We start from the raw sequence: 15,193 nt of genomic DNA on the forward strand, positions 1-15,193 counted from the left end.
ACATTCAGACCTGCCGCGGCAGGGCTGGCGATTACTTCAGGCTGTCGACTACCGGCGGCCGGGGCCCCGCCGATGCCATCTCGTCAGATACATCCCCCTGTTCCCCTTGTAGTCCAAGGTTGTGACCGCTGCCTGGCAACACGGCCTGCAAGCGGGCGAAAACATCGTCGAGCAGCACCTGGCGGCGGCGGTACATTGCCCGTTTCTTCGCCGGAATATCCTGTTCCGCCCGCTGTACCGCAGCCAGCGGAAGGGCGAAGAAGTCAGCATGGCTCGATGCAGTAGCACCGTGTTCCAGCCAGATCACATCATAATTGGCCGCCAGGTCCTGGCCCTTGTCGCTGCCAAAATACGCGTGCCGATGGTGGCGGCAAGCATCACTGACGGCATACAGGTGCACCACGTCCAGGGTCCTGGCCAGGCACTTCAATGCCTCGAGCAACAGGCTGCGCGGGCGCAGCCCTTCGAAGTCCTTGGTCAGGTCGCGATAGATGGCCAGTGAGGTTTCGCTGTCGATACCCTTGTGGATGCCCTGCACGGCACCAATGAACAGGCAAAGCTCGCCCCGGCTGCGGCACAGGCTGAATGCCAGGGATGCCACGCGCAGGTCGCTCTGGAACAGGTTCAACACCAACTCGCCTTCGCGCTTGAACCAGATCGGTCGGTCCAAAACCAGACGACAACCCGGCGAATGGCTGGACAGCTCGCACAACGTCAGGCTTTCGTCCCGCCCCAGCAGCAACAGCGCCGGAAACTGCCCGGCCAGCACTTCGAAGTGCGAAGCCACCACCTCCAGGCGCTGCGGGGCTTCCCAGCATTTGCTGAGGTAAGGCCACTGCACGACACCGATGCAATCCACCCCTAGCCGCTGCAAGCCTTGCTGGCCCAACGCCGCCGTCATGCGCTGCAGGAAGGCATTCAGTTCAGGCCATTGCCTGGCAATCTGCAGCGCCAACCTGTACTTGTTGTTCAGCGCCCGCAACGAGTAGCCCGGTTGCAAGGTAAACACGCTTTTGACGATCGTGCCGAGCATCATGGGCCTCTCTCACTTGTACTCGATCAACGTCGATTTGCCGGCCGCGATGCGGTGGCGCAGGAACTTCAGTTGCCCGAGCATTTCCGGGAACTTGCCCAATACCAGAAACACCGCCTGTAGCCAGTTCTCCCTCACCGACTTGCCACCACGGCGGGCCAGGCGTACGGCCTGCAGCGGGTAGACCGCCAGCAGCAGCAGGCCCCAGCCGCCCAGCAGCAGGCAGGCCAGCACGATTACCACGGGGATGCCCAGACCCCACAGCCAAGCCCGGCGCGATTCGCGCAACCAGTGCCGCTCGGGTGGCTGACCATGCAGGTAAGCCCCTTCGGCATAGGCGTGGCCAGCGCGCAGGCTACGCCGCCACCACTGGCTGAAACGGGTCATGCCGGCGTCGTGCAGGGTCATCTCGGCGTCCAGGCGCCAGACTTTCCAGCCCTTTGCCCGTAGGCGCACGCACAGCTCGGGCTCCTCTCCGGCAATCAGCTCGGGGCGAAAGCCGCCGACGGCGGCAAAGGCATCTGCTCGCATCAGGGCATCGCCACCACACGCCTTGGCCTCGCCAATGGGGGTGTCCCACTCCAGATCACACAACAGGTTGTACACCGACCGCTGGGGGAAGCGCTCGCGTCGGCGGCCACACACCACGGCCACGTCGGGGTGGTCGTCGAGAAACGCCTGCGCCGCGGCCAGCCAGCCGCCATCCACCTCGCAATCGCCATCGACGAACTGCACCCGTTGCAGCGACGGCAACAGCCGTTGCAAGGCGAGAAAGCCTTCGTTGCGCGCGCGTGCGGCAGTGAACGGGGTGTCCATGTCCAGCGCCAATACCTCTACCCCCAGGCTGCGAGCCAGGTGTGGTGAACCATCGGTAGAGCCGGAGTCGACGTACATGATCTTGTCCGTACCCTGTAGCAGCGAACGCAGGCAACGCTCCAGGCGCAGGCCTTCGTTGCGGCCAATCACCACCACTCCGATGCCGCTCGCCATGGGCCTCACTCGACGGGCGCCGTGGCGGCCGGTTGCCTGGCCTTAATGATGGCCGGCACCCCCACCGCCAGCGAATTGTCCGGCACATCCACCAGCACCACGGCGTTGGCACCGATGATCACGTCGTTGCCGATACGGATGCTTCCCAGCACCTTGGCCCCGGTGCCAATATCGACGTTGTTGCCGAACACTGGTGCAATCGGCTCATCGACGTTCTTCAGGCCCACCACTACCCCGTTGCGGATGCGGCAGTCATCGCCAAACCGGGCATAGCCGCTGACTACGATGCCGCCAAAATGGTCGATGACGAAGTTGCGGCCGATCACCACCTCGCACGGCAGCTCCACACCCGTGATGATCTGCACGAACTTGAACAGGACCTTGTAGATGAGCGAAAACAGTTTTCGCAGCAGTGCCGGGCGCACCCCATAGCGCCAGCGGCCGAAGCGGTACACCAGCAATACCCAGAAGCCCTGGGCGCCCCAATCGCCCCCATGGGCACGCAGGTCGGCACGTATATTCTCGAACATGGCTCCACCTACCTTGTCGGTTGGCTGGCGTACCGGGTCTTGAACAACAGAGACCAGGTCGCCCGGCAGTGACGCCAGCAGGCCTGTATTGCGCCCCGACCGCGTCGTTTCAACAGCGCCTTGAGCGCCAGTACCAGGTCGCCCAAGGTGACCAGCAGCATGTGCAGGGCAAGGCCCGCCAACCCATGATGCTTGCGGAAGTACAGCAGCTCGCTTTCGATCTGGTATGACGAGATCTGCCGGCTGGCCGCCTCCAGTTCGGCCACCGATCTGGAGCTTTCCCCTCCGATGTGCACCACCGTGGTATGCGGGTAGAACACCACCTTCCAGCCCGCCGCCTTCACCCGCTTGCAGTGGTCGACCTCCTCGTAATAAAGAAAGTAGCGCGGGTCGAACAGGCCCACCTGGTCGAGCACTTCGCGGCGCACCAGGTAGAAGCAGCCAGGCAGCCAGTCGCACTCGCGGACAGAAGCGTGGTCCCAATCCATTTCGTCGACCATTTTCAAGCCCGGGAAGAAACGCCCCAGCCCGGTACGCCCGACGAACACGTTGAACGGTGTGGGGAAGTAGCGGCAACTGGGCTGCAGGGCGCCGTCGCGTCCCTCCAGGCGGACCCCCAGCACACCGCACTCCGGGTTGGCTTCCATGTAGTCGAGGGTTTTCTGCAGTGAATCGGCGGCGACAAAGGCGTCGGTGTTCAGCAGCAAGGCGTACTTGCCCTTCAGGTGCGCCAGCAACTGGTTGTTGGCCCGGCCGAACCCCACGTTCTGCTTGTTGCTCAGCAGCAGCGCCTGCGGGCATACCTCGGCCATGCGCTGCAGCGAGTCATCGGCCGAGGCATTGTCCACCACCAGGTAGCTGGCCAGCCGTTCGCTGTCGGCCCGACGCAGTGCATCGAACATCGGCTGCAGCAGCCCGGCCGTGTTGAAGTTGACCACCATGACGTCCACAGGTTTGCTAGCCATTGTTGCCGTCCCCGAAGAAATACTGGCGCCTTTGCGCCATCAGCTGCGGCTCCAGTTGCGGGTCGTAGGCACCATTGCGCTGCTTGACCAGGTCGATCCATGGGTAGGCTTCGCAACGTGCCTCAACCCGCTTGATCAACGCCTCGGTGGTGCATATGAACTCAGCAGGGTTGCCACCGAACACCGTGCCCGGCGGCACATCCTTGGTCACCACGGCACCGGCGGCCACGATCGACTCAGGCCCGATGGTGACGCGAGGCATGACGATTGCACCGTGGCCGATGAAGCAGTTGTCCTTGATGTCGATGAAACCGACCGAATCCAGGTGCTTGCCGAAGCGATGTTCGATCAGCAATACCACCCCGTCATGACCGATCAGGGTGCAGTCGGACAGCCCCACACTGTTGCCGATGCGAACCAGCGAAGGGTCGAGGAACTTGCAGCCTGTATTGACATAGAAGTTGCTGCCTACCGAGTGGAAGTTGCCCCAACGGGCAAGGTATGCCCCCCACTCAAGCCCTGACGGCTTGCAGAACCTCCTGTAGAAGGAGCTTCCTCGCCCCGTTGCATGGACATAGTGCGCCACTGCCTTGCGTATCCATCCCTTCATTCTGCCAGCCTCGCAATCAAAGCCATCTGGACTGTCCCTGAGGCGCATCCGGTCTCGTTCTTGTGGGTGCTGACCGTCGCGCACTCAACCCGTTTACAACATGCATCACCCCACGGCGTCGCTGGCCGCGCTCAGCCTGGCATCGAGGTGGTCGGCCAGGCGTACCGCAAACTGCAGCAGCGGCATGGTCGGATTGCAAGCGCCGCCCGTGGCAAAGATGCTGCTGCCGGCGACATAAAGATTTTCGGTACCGAACACCTTGCAGTTGGTATCGACAACACCAAACTGCGCCGAAGACGCCATGCGCGTGGTACCCATGTGATGGGCATGTGGCGACAGCTTCAGCGGTATCGAGGTGTCGTAAACGAAGTCATTGAGCTTGATGTAGCCCAGGTCCATGGCAACCCACTGCTTGGCCAGCTCGCTTCCGATGCACTTGATGGTGTGCCGGTCATCAGCGGTCAGGGCCCAGTTGACATTGACCTTGGCCACGCCCAGTGCGTCCTTCTCCTCCAGCAGCGAAATACGGCTGTGCAGGTTGGGAAACTGCTCGATCATGGTGCTGATGACGCCATCACCGGGGCAGTTGAACTTGGCCACGAAGGCGATCTTGCTGGCGACTCCCATGTCGCAGACCAGGTTCTCCAGAAAATGCTTCACCTCGGCAGTACGACCATAGGTTTGCACATCAGCCAGCAAGGCGGCCCTGACGTTGCCCTTGCCTGCCTTGTACTCCTCAACGAAGGCATCGGTGGTGTAGTACTCGCGCGGGTCAGGGGCCAGCCCCGAGTTGAGGATGAAGGTGCCCAGGTCAATGTTCAGATGCTCCATGAAACACCCGCCGACCAGCCCGTCCTTGCTCACTATCCCCGCCGCCGCCAACGACTCGCTGTTGAGCAGTTGCCGGGCATTCTCGATGGCACCTGTAGCGAGTACGAAGTTTCTTGCAACCAGGCGCTGGCGATTGCACTCGTAATCGGAAAGCACGACTGCAGCCAGGTGACCGGAGGCCTGGTCGAACTCCAGGTTCACGCAATTGCAGTTGATGAATACGTCCAGGCCCTGGGTCTGCTCCAGGGCCGTGGCGTACTTCTGCGCAAAGCGCGTTGGCGGGCTGAGCAGAAAGCGGTCCGGTTCGAAGTCACCGCCGTCGAGGCCATCATTCAACGCGCGAAAGTCCGCCCCTGGCGGCAGGTCGACGATATCCATGGCAGCAGGCAGGTAGCCTGCGATCTCCGAATAAGGAATGGGCCAGCCAGGCAAGCCGCCAATGGGGGGAACGGCGAAGTCCGAGGGGCTGAACGGCCGGCAACGGCCGGCCCAATGGTTGGATGTGCCGCCCAGATAACGCAGGCGAGCTTCCCCGGCATACAGCTCCAGGCCAGTGGATGCACAGGCGTACAAGGCTTGCGAGTTCGCCGAGTACTCGCGCCCGCCACCTTCGGCAAGCAGGACGCTCCAGCCGGCGGCGGCCAGGCGCAGGCCCAGGGTGATACCGGCCGGGCCGGCGCCGATGATGCAGACATCGTAACTGTCGCGCAGCGCCTTCTGCTGCTGATAGTCCCTGATCATGCGTGCTCGTTCCGGAAGTAACGGGACGGCAGTACCCAGCCGTTGATCACCACGAACCCAGGCCTGCCTGCAGGTTGGCTGGTGATGGCTGGCGTAGCAGCGAACACCACACCACCTACACCCAGCAAGACACAACTCTGGAGAAACCCCCTACGACCCAATTGCGCAGTACAAAACGTAAACTTCCCCATGATCCAATGACCTGCACCTTTGAAAGTTTCACCCGACAAGCAGAATTACAGCCAGTTGAAAAAGGCTGTCAGCAGCGCCCCGCAAAGTGCCCCGACCAGTAGCATCGGCAGTACCACCAGCTCACGCCTCAGGCTGAACATATCCAGCTTGCGATTCACGTACACGATCAACACAAGGGTTGGCACGGTATGCAGGGCAACCCCCCAGATCGCCCAGTCAACTCCACCGATCGCCAGCAACAGTGGCAGCCCCCCCCACAACGAGACCAGGCGGATGATGTTATCCATGGCCTGGTACCTGGTCAGGCCCAGGGCAATCCACACCTGATGAGCCAAGGTATAGCGCAATGTGAGGAACGACAGCGAAAGAATGGCCATCATCGGGCCAGCTTCACGGTAACGATCGTCGTACAGCCAACCGATCAGCAAAGGGCTGGCGGTCAGGAAACCGCCACAGATGAACAGCACCAGCAGGTCGACCAGCAGGCGGAAGCGGTAATACAGCGCCTTGAGGCGCTCCTTGTCATCGGCCCGTGCCGCTTCGCTGAAGGCGGGCAGCGCCACCGCGCCGAAAACCTTCATCAGCGCGGTCTGCACGGCCCCCAGGATCAACACGGCAATCGAATACACACCCAGTTGTGCCGCCGTCATGCTGGCGCCAAACCACATGCGGTCACCGTACATGGCCAGCACGCCGACCATCGACGACAACAGGATCCAGCGGCCGAACACGATCAGTTCGGTCAGCGCGCTACGGTCCCACTGCAGGCGGTTGTCATGCCCCTCCAGGGCGGTGTGACCGAGCAGGGTCCAGGCCACGGCAGACACCAGGCCGGCGATCACCAGTGCCCACACTGAATGGGTCAGGTAGCCCAGCACCAGCATCACCACCAGGCCGACCGCCTGCGAGGCCAGGTCCACCAGCACCACGCGCTTCTGTTGGAAAGTCCGTACCGCGACATCTATCTTGGTGGACTGGAAGCCCCAGATCACCGCCGACAGCCCGGTTGCCGCCAGCACCATCGGCAACACCGGTGCGGCATAGGTGGAGTCCGCCGGCCACAGCTCGGCGAGCTGGGCGAACCAGGCCCCCAAGGCCAGCAGCAAGGTCAGGGCGAACAGCACGAAGCCGCGGATGATCTGCACGGTCCATGCAGTATTGAGAAAATCCGGGTCGTCACCGCGATGGCTCTGGATGATGTTCTGCCGCAGGCCGACATCGGACAGTAGATGCAGGAGTACCGAAACGGTGGTGGCGATGACCATCACCCCGAACATTTCCGGCAGCAGCAAGCGGGCCATGATCAGGTTGCCGCCAAGGCGCATCAACTGTGACGCCACTTGTGCAACCAGGTTCCATGACCCGGCCCTCAGGGCCCGCTTGCGCAGGCTCGCGGTGGCAGACACATCAATCGACGGCATGAGTACAATCTCTGACTGACAGGCTAAAAGGTCACTATAGTTTCAATCAGCCACGACGCTAGCCGTTGCCCACCGATGCAAAGGTGCACATAGCCAATGCCTGAACATTTTCGTGCGTTGATCGTCATCCTTTTTCTGGCGAGCGTGGTCTTCCTGCTGGCGCGGCGGCCTGCCACCGACCTGATTCCGCTGAGCGACTTCAAGCGCCGACGCAACCTGTGGTTCCTGCTTACCCTGCTGGCCTTCTTCTCGCATAGCTTCTGGCTGTACCTGGGTGCTGGCGCCGTCATCCTGTATATCGCCGGGCGCCGCGAACACAACCCCATGGCGCTGTTCTACATGCTGCTGTTCCTGATCCCGCCGGCTTCAGTGCAGGTGCCCGGGTTTGGCGTGGTCAATTACCTGGTCGACCTCAACCATATCCGCCTGCTGGCCCTGTGCGTGCTGTTGCCGGCGGCGCTGGCCCTGCGCCGGCAAGGCGACACCCTGCGCTTCGGCCGCACCTGGCCCGACAGGTTGTTGGCGGCCGGCCTGCTGCTGATGAGCGTGCTGTACCTGCGCGAGACCACCCTGACCGACACCCTGCGCCAGACGCTGTACCTTTTTGTCGACGTGTTACTGCCGTATTACGTGGCCAGCCGTGGCCTGCGCCAGATCAGCGACTTCAAGGACACCCTGCTGGCCTTCGTGCTTGCCTCATTCGTTCTGGCCTTGATCGGCGTGGCCGAGTACGTGCGCCACTGGCTGCTGTACAGTGCCCTGGTCGACGCCATGGGCGTGCCGTGGAGCATGTCCGGCTACCTGAGCCGTGGCGGTTCGCTGCGCGCCAGCGTCACCACCGGGCAGGCGATTGCCCTGGGCTATGTGATGAGCGTGGCCATCGGCCTGTTCCTGTTCGTCCAGGGTTACGTGCGCCGCCCCCTGCAGCGGGCCCTGGGCGCCCTGCTGCTGGCCGCAGGGCTGTTCGCGCCACTGTCCCGCGGCCCGTGGATCGGTGCCGTGGTCATCGTGGTGGTGTTCATCGCCCTGGGCAAAGGTGCGGTCAGGCGCCTGGCGCTGCTCGCTGCGGCCGGCATGCTGGCCCTGCCCTTGCTGACCATCGTGCCCGGTGGCGACAAGGTACTGGACATGCTGCCGTTCATTGGCAACCTCGAGAAAGAGAACATCACTTACCGCGAACGGCTGATGGACAACTCGTGGATCGTCATCCAGCGCAACCCACTGTTCGGCTCGTTCGACTTCCGCAACACCCCGGAAATGCAATCGATGATCCAGGGTGACGGCATCATCGACATCGTCAACACCTACATAAACCTGGCACTGCGGGTCGGGCTGGTCGGGCTGGGCCTGTTCGTGGCGTTCTTCGCTGCCGTACTGCACGGTATCCGCAAGGCCATGCGCAGTTTCCCCGACAAGGACGACGAGCGACGCCAGCTCGGCCGGGCATTGCTGGCGACACTGATCGGCATCCTGGTGATCATCTTCACCGTCAGCAGCATCACCTTCATCCCGGTGGTGTACTGGACGGTCGCCGGACTGGGCGTGGCCTATGTCCAGATGGTTCGCCAGCTGCACGACAGCCAGGCCATCGCGCTGGCCGACCCCGCCCTTCAACCCAGGTGACGCCTATGAACCTGCTCCCCCTGCGCCGCTGGGGTTTTCAAACCCTGCTGCGGGTTTCGGCCATCGCCGGCCTGGCCTCACTGCCGCTCACCGGCTGGGCCTCAGCGTGGCAAGTCAGTGTCGATGAACAGAACGGCCTGCCCTTGGTGACCCGCGGTGGTGGGCCAGTGATGAAAGCCAAGTTCGACTTCTGGGCGGCCAACTGGAGCTGGACCGGTTTTTCCACCACGTTCAAGGTAGTTGGCCCCGACCACTACACGCTGCAGGGCAAGAACAAGGAACTGGACTTCGATCTGGCGGCGGATATCCGCAAGGAGCAGGCGCAAACCCTGGGCTGGGCCTTTGACCTCGAGGCCCACAGTCGGCAGGCCGGAGTAATGGGCGGTGGCATGGTGTTCGAGTTCGACCCTGGGCAAATTGCCGGGGGCATGGGTGCACCGCAGCTGCTGCCCGGCAACCGTGGCTGGTCATGGGGCAAGGCTGACCAGGGCCGACGCATCGAAATGCGCTTCGACCCGCCGCTGGCCAAGGTATATTTCGAGCGCGGCAACCCGTCCGAACTGCGTGCGTTCATTTACAGCGACCCGATCAACGCTGGTCGGCAGCAGATCAAGGCGGTGCTGAACATCACCGGCGACATCGACCTGGGTCCCACGCCCAGCGAACGCTTCGGCCTGGCCGACCCCGCCGGTTGGCCCGACGACCAGCTGGACTGGCGCACCTCGCCCGTGGACCTGTCATTCCTCAACGCCCCGGAAAAGCCTGCCGGCAAGCATGGCTTCGTCAAGGCTGTCGGCGAGCAGCTGGTGTTCGAAAACAACACCCCAGTGCGCTTCTGGGGCACCAACCTGTCCGCCTATTCGCTGTTCAAGAGCCCCGACGAAGAAATCCGCCAACAGGCCAAGCGCCTGTCGGCACTGGGGTTCAACCTGGTGCGTTTGCATCACCACGACTCGCCCTGGGTCAGCCCGAACGTGTTCGGCGACGGCACCCTGGTGCGCGATACCCAGCAGCTCAGTGCCGAATCGCTGCGCAAGCTCGACTTATGGATCAAGGCGCTCAAGGACGAGGGCATCTATATCTGGCTGGACCTGCACGTGCAGCGGGCGCTTACTGCCAATGACAATATCGATGACTTCAAGGAACTGGCCAAGGGTGAGAGCCATGTCGACCTGAAGGGTTACGCCTATGTGAACCGAAGCATCCAACAGGCGATGAAACGCTTTGCCGAGCAGTACCTGACTCATGTGAATGAATACACCGGCCTGGCTTACAAGGACGACCCCGCCATCGCTGCCGTACTGCTCACCAATGAGAACGACCTCACCCAGCATTACGGTAACGCCCTGATGCCGAACAAGGATGTGCCGCGCCATAGCGAGCGCTACATGGAAGCGGCCAAAGCCTTCGCCAAACAATATGACCTGCCCACCGACCTCACCTGGCGCGCCTGGGAGCATGGCCCTTCGAAGCTTTTTCTCAACGACCTGGAACAGCGCTTCAACACCGACATGATCACTCACCTGCGCGGCCTCGGCGTGAAAGTGCCGATCGCCACCACCAGTACCTGGGGCGGCAATGGCCTGAGCGCGCTGCCGGCACTGACCACAGGCGATGTCATCGATGCCCATGGCTACGGTGCCAATGGCCAATTGGAGAAGAACCCGTTGACCAGCGACGGCGTGATCGACTGGCTCGCTGCCGCCCAGGTAGTCGGCAAGCCGCTGACCGTCACCGAGTGGAACGCCGAACCCTTCCCGCTGCCCGACCGCCACTCGCTGCCGCTGTACGTGGCCGGCACCGCCGCCCACCAGGGCTGGGACGCCATGATGCAGTACGCTTACAGCCAGCAGGCCTTCAACCCTGGCTGGCGCACGGCGGATAACTGGCACGCGTACAACGACCCGGCGATGATCGCCACCCTGCCCGCTGCCGCCCTGCTCTATCGCCGTGCGGATGTGAAGCCGGCCACTACCCGATACGTTTTCGCGCCGACGCCCGCCACCCTGTACAACCAGGAGATCACCCCGCGCAACTCGCCACTGCTGCGCACGGCCATGGAAAAGGGCCAACTGCAGATCGCCCTGCCACAGACGCCGGAGTTGCCCTGGCTGAAACCCGCCGCCATCCCTGTCGGTGCGCAGGTACTGCAGGACCCGGAGCAGTCCTTGCTGCCGGCCGACGCCACGGAAGCGGTCAGCGATACGGGCGAACTCAAGCGCAACTGGCAACAGGGCATCTATACCATCGATACACCGCTGACCCAGGCCGCCACCGGATGGCTGGGAGGTCGCTTGATCAGCCTGGGCGACATCCAGGTGCAAGCACGAACGCCGTACGCCAGCGTCGTGGTGCAAAGCCTGGACGGCAACCCCCTGGGCCAGTCGCGTGAACTGCTGCTGTCGCTGGGTACCCGGGCCGTGCCCAAGGCCGATGACAAGACACCGTTCAACGTAGAGCCGTTTGCCGGCACCTTGAACATCAAGGCGCCTGCTGGCCTGAAGCTGTTCGCCCGGGATGCACAGGCCCAGTTGAAACCCTTGCCGATGGCTTACCAGGATGGACGCTATAGCATCACGTTCGACGGCAAGTACATGTCCAACTGGCTGTTCTTGAAATAGGGCATATGGCCATCTACCCTCACAACAGTCCTGTAGCTGAAAAGCGCAGCTGTACAACAGCAGAGTCCAGGAGGCATGGATGAAGTTTCTGGTTGTCGGTGGCGCAGGCTACATTGGCTCGCACATGGTCAAGCACCTGCTCGGTACGGGCCATGAGGTGGTGGTGGCGGACCTCGTCTCGCCCGGCCCCGGCGTCCAGTGGGCGAAACTGGACATCGCCGACGAGCCCGCCCTGGATGTGCTGTTCGGTGTTTGCCGCTTCGATGCCGTGTTCCACTTTGCCTCGTTCATCCAGGTGGGCGAGTCGGTCAGCGTGCCCGGCAAGTACTACCAGAACAATGTCGCGGCCACCCTTTCCCTCCTGCAGGCCATGGTGAATGCCGGTATCAGGCACCTGGTGTTTTCTTCCAGCGCAGCCGTCTACGGCAACCCGCAGTACGTGCCGATCGACGAAGCGCATGCCAAGGGGCCGATCAACCCGTATGGGTTGAGCAAATGGATGGTCGAGCAGATTCTCGAGGACTTCGACCGGGCCTATGGCTTGAAGTCGGTATGCCTGCGTTACTTCAACGCAGCGGGCGCAGACCCGGAGGGCCAGCTGGGAGAGCGTCATGACCCGGAAACCCACCTGATCCCGCTGATCCTGCAGGCCGCTTCGGGCCGCCGTGATGCAGTAACGGTTTTTGGCCGCGACTACGACACGCCGGATGGCACCTGCATACGCGATTATGTGCATGTGGCCGACCTGGCGGCGGCTCATGCACTGGCGGTGGATTACCTGCTGGCGGGTGGCGAGCGAACCGCGTTCAACCTGGGCAACGGGCTGGGCTTTTCCGTGCAGCAGGTGATCGATACGGCCCGGGCGGTGACTGGCCGGCAGATCCGCACCCTCGACGCCCCCCGCCGCCCCGGCGACCCGCCCCGGTTGGTGGCGGATGCTGGCAAGGCCATGCACATGCTGGGCTGGCGGCCGGAGTTTGCCACGCTGGAGTCGATTGTGCGGCATGCGTGGCAGTGGGAGTTGCAGTACCCCTGGGCTCGCTACCCCACCCGCTGAAAGAGTGCGCCATACCTGTGGCAGCAGGCGCGTCCGCGAACACCGGCGCAGCCGGTGCCATCCACCGCGTCGCCTGCTTCGCGGGTAAACCCGCTCCCACAAAGACCCCACCAGCTGAAGGAATGTGCTGTACCTGTGGGAGCGGCCTTGTGTCGCGATGGGCTGCGAAGCAGCCCCAGAATACGAGACTCAATAATAGGTTCGAGGCTGCTCGTCAGCTTTGTTCAATACCGTTCCCACCAGGTTCACCCTTGCCAGGTGATGCAGGCAATCCTCGATCTCCTTCCTGTTGTTCATACCGTTGGCCACCACCAGCAGCACACAGTCGAACTTGGGTATCACGGTGATCGCATCGTCAGAACTGAGCAATGGCGGCAAATCGAAAATGCAGATGCGCGACTCGTAGCGGTTGCGTAGTTCGCTGATCAGGTTGCTCACTTTGGGCGACGACAGCATTTCGGTGGACAACGGCACCGGCACCCGCGTGGGCAGCACCACGAACCGAGGCAAGGTCGGGTTGACCAGGCAGTCCTGCAACTCGGCCTTGTCCGTCAGAAACTCGTTCAACGCCTGGTCCATGGGCAGGCCCAGGCTGCTGCCGACCTTGGGTCGACGCAGGTCGAAGTCCACCAGTAAAGCGGTCTTGGTGGTGTGGTGGGCGATGCTCATGGCCAGGTTGATCGCCAGCACCGTCTTGCCCGCTTCAGGGGTTGGCGAGGTGATGGCCAGGGTTCGCCAGCCATTCTCGTCCATGGTCCTGAGCACCTGCGTGCGCAGCAGGTCGATCGGCCCGTTCATGTTGGAGTTCTTGTTGTAGGCGACGATACGGTGACGCTCCAGGTGCTCCGCGCGCAGCAGCACCACCTTGGTGTTCACGTAATCGAACTGGCCAGGCACTTCCGCCAGTGCCGTACCAGGGGCGGGTGACAAGGCCTGCGGGGTACCCGGGGTAACCTGGTGAAGATTATTGCCGACAGCCTGCTTGGTCCTGTCCATCACTGCTTCCCTATGCAAACCGAGACATGACTTTGAACAACAGCACATCCAGTGGCATGTAGAACACGTGCACCAGCACTACCATGATAGCCGCCAGCGCCAGTGCCGCCACGATCAGCCAGTTGCGCCAACGCTTGCGCCTGGCCACATCGGCCTTGGTATCGATGTATGGCAGCGCCACCAGCACCCGCCTGCCCAGCAGGTTCTCCAGTGCACCGACGCCGCGAATGCGCTGGTTGAACATCTCCAGCAGCATCACCAGCGCACCGCCACCTGCCGGTGCCAGCACCAGGCCCAGCGCAGCGATCTTCTTGCGGTTGGGCTTGATCGGTTTCTCGGGCATCAGTGGTGGCTCAAGCAGTACAAAGCGCTCGGCCTTGTTCTCCTGCTCCAGGCTTTCGGTAATCTTCGCGCCCATTTCCTTGGCGCGGATTTCCTCGTACTTCTTGCGCGCGTTGTCGTGGTCACGCATCAAGGTCACCAGGCCACGCTCGACCTGCGGCGCCTCGAGGATCTCAGCCTCGTAGCCTTCCATCTTGCGGGTCAACTCGCGCTTCTGCTCGGCCAGCGAAGCAATGCGCTCCTGTGCCGCGCTCATCTTGGCGCGCACGCGGGCGACATCGAGGCCGACCGTGGAGGCCGCCGCCGTGCGATTGCCACTGGCTTCGAGCGCCTGGATCCTGCGCTTGACCGCCACCACATCGGGGTGGGCTTCCTTGTAGCGGCTCAGCAGCCGGGCATATTCGGCCTTCAGGCTGGGCAGGTCCTGGGGCTGCTCGGCACCGGCCACCCTGAGGCCTTCGCCGGCCTTGGTTGCCAGCCCGGCATTGGCCGCGGACAGTTCCAGCTCAAGGTAACGCAGTTCTTCCTGGGCGGCCTTGTAATCACGGTCGACCTCGCGGAACTCCAGCTCCGATCGTGACAGCATGTTCATGCGCAAGGTCTGGTGCTCGGGCAAGGCGTTGGCGTGGGCCTGCTTGAAATCCGCCAGCTGGTTTTCCAGGTTGGCCAGCTCGGCACCCAGCTTGTTAGCCTCCTGAGTGAGGAACTCGGTGGTTTCGTTGGCCCGCTCGGTACGCTGCTTGAGGTTCTCGTTGAGGAACAGCGTCACCAACTCGTCGGCGACGTCCTTGGCCACCTCGGGCTGCTTGTGCTCGAAGGACACATTGAACGCCACGGTCGCTTCACCCCGCCCGCGCACGTATGTGGTAAGGGTTTCGACGACGATGGCGCTGCGCATGTGGTCGATCTTGTCGCTATCGCTGAAGCGCTTGTCGGGAAACAGGTTGTACTTGTCGATGATGCGCAGCAGGTTCTCGCGGGTCATCACCCGCTGGCGAATCACTTCGATGCGTTCATCGGCAAAGCTGGTGTTGTTGGTCGACACCAGCTCAGGGGAAATCTGCTGCGACTCCACCAGGATGGTGCCGGTCGATTGGTAGATCGGCGGCACCATCACCGCGACTGCGACGGTCGCGGCCAGGATGACTACGATGCTCACCCCCAATAACAGGGCCCTGTCCTTGATTATGGCAATGTAATCTCTGAGGGAGAGCTCGTAGTCAGACTTCATGGGGCCACCT

12 protein-coding genes are annotated in these 15,193 nt (G+C 62.6%); 3 read left to right on the forward strand and 9 right to left on the reverse strand.

Annotation, left to right across the window (positions count from 1 at the left end):
- Positions 1–31: 31 nt before the first annotated feature.
- From QN085_RS13460 to QN085_RS13490, 7 genes are all read right to left on the reverse strand, one after another.
- Positions 32–1,036, reverse strand: a complete 1,005-nt coding sequence (locus QN085_RS13460; RefSeq protein WP_023660599.1) for a VirK/YbjX family protein — start codon at positions 1,034–1,036, stop codon at positions 32–34.
- Positions 1,037–1,045: 9 nt separating this feature from the next.
- Positions 1,046–2,023, reverse strand: a complete 978-nt coding sequence (locus QN085_RS13465) for a glycosyltransferase family 2 protein (protein ID WP_023660598.1) — start codon at positions 2,021–2,023, stop codon at positions 1,046–1,048.
- A 5-nt stretch (positions 2,024–2,028) separates the two neighbouring features.
- A complete protein-coding gene (locus QN085_RS13470) occupies positions 2,029–2,553 on the reverse strand; it encodes a serine O-acetyltransferase (protein ID WP_013972705.1) in 525 nt (174 codons plus the stop codon).
- A gap of 8 nt (positions 2,554–2,561) precedes the next feature.
- Positions 2,562–3,518 carry a glycosyltransferase family 2 protein gene (locus QN085_RS13475; protein WP_003259801.1) on the reverse strand — a complete coding sequence of 319 codons (957 nt, stop codon included), beginning with the start codon at positions 3,516–3,518 and terminating at the stop codon, positions 2,562–2,564.
- The gene (locus tag QN085_RS13480; RefSeq protein WP_024087161.1) at positions 3,511–4,128 is read right to left on the reverse strand and encodes an acyltransferase; all 618 of its coding nucleotides are present in this window, start codon (positions 4,126–4,128) and stop codon (positions 3,511–3,513) included. Before QN085_RS13480 ends, QN085_RS13475 begins: the two co-directional genes overlap by 8 nt.
- Positions 4,129–4,233: 105 nt before the next feature.
- Positions 4,234–5,700, reverse strand: a complete 1,467-nt coding sequence (locus tag QN085_RS13485; protein ID WP_013972708.1) for an FAD-dependent oxidoreductase — start codon at positions 5,698–5,700, stop codon at positions 4,234–4,236.
- 236 nt (positions 5,701–5,936) lie between these two features.
- Positions 5,937–7,313: an oligosaccharide flippase family protein gene (locus tag QN085_RS13490; protein ID WP_023660597.1), complete on the reverse strand. Its 1,377-nt coding sequence runs from the start codon at positions 7,311–7,313 to the stop codon at positions 5,937–5,939.
- Between the two features lie 96 nt (positions 7,314–7,409).
- On the opposite strand from QN085_RS13490, the gene QN085_RS13495 reads away from it, so the two are divergent.
- From QN085_RS13495 to galE, 3 genes are all read left to right on the forward strand, one after another.
- Positions 7,410–8,936, forward strand: a complete 1,527-nt coding sequence (locus QN085_RS13495) for an O-antigen ligase family protein (protein WP_041505918.1) — start codon at positions 7,410–7,412, stop codon at positions 8,934–8,936.
- 5 nt (positions 8,937–8,941) lie between these two features.
- Positions 8,942–11,557 carry a cellulase family glycosylhydrolase gene (locus tag QN085_RS13500; protein WP_041505917.1) on the forward strand — a complete coding sequence of 872 codons (2,616 nt, stop codon included), beginning with the start codon at positions 8,942–8,944 and terminating at the stop codon, positions 11,555–11,557.
- Between the two features lie 79 nt (positions 11,558–11,636).
- Positions 11,637–12,614 carry a UDP-glucose 4-epimerase GalE gene (gene galE, locus QN085_RS13505; protein ID WP_013972713.1) on the forward strand — a complete coding sequence of 326 codons (978 nt, stop codon included), beginning with the start codon at positions 11,637–11,639 and terminating at the stop codon, positions 12,612–12,614.
- A gap of 189 nt (positions 12,615–12,803) precedes the next feature.
- Here the strand turns inward: galE and QN085_RS13510 are convergent, their stop codons facing one another.
- Positions 12,804–13,610 (reverse strand): CpsD/CapB family tyrosine-protein kinase, encoded by an 807-nt coding sequence (locus tag QN085_RS13510; protein WP_023661897.1) that lies wholly within the window; start codon positions 13,608–13,610, stop codon positions 12,804–12,806.
- A gap of 10 nt (positions 13,611–13,620) precedes the next feature.
- Entirely contained in the window at positions 13,621–15,183 is a 1,563-nt protein-coding gene (locus tag QN085_RS13515) for a GumC family protein (RefSeq protein ID WP_285686726.1), read from the reverse strand.
- Positions 15,184–15,193 lie beyond the last annotated feature (10 nt).

Origin of the sequence: Pseudomonas sp. M2(2023) (assembly GCF_030263955.1) — a bacterium.
GTDB classification, from domain to species: Bacteria; Pseudomonadota; Gammaproteobacteria; order Pseudomonadales; family Pseudomonadaceae; genus Aquipseudomonas; species Aquipseudomonas asiatica.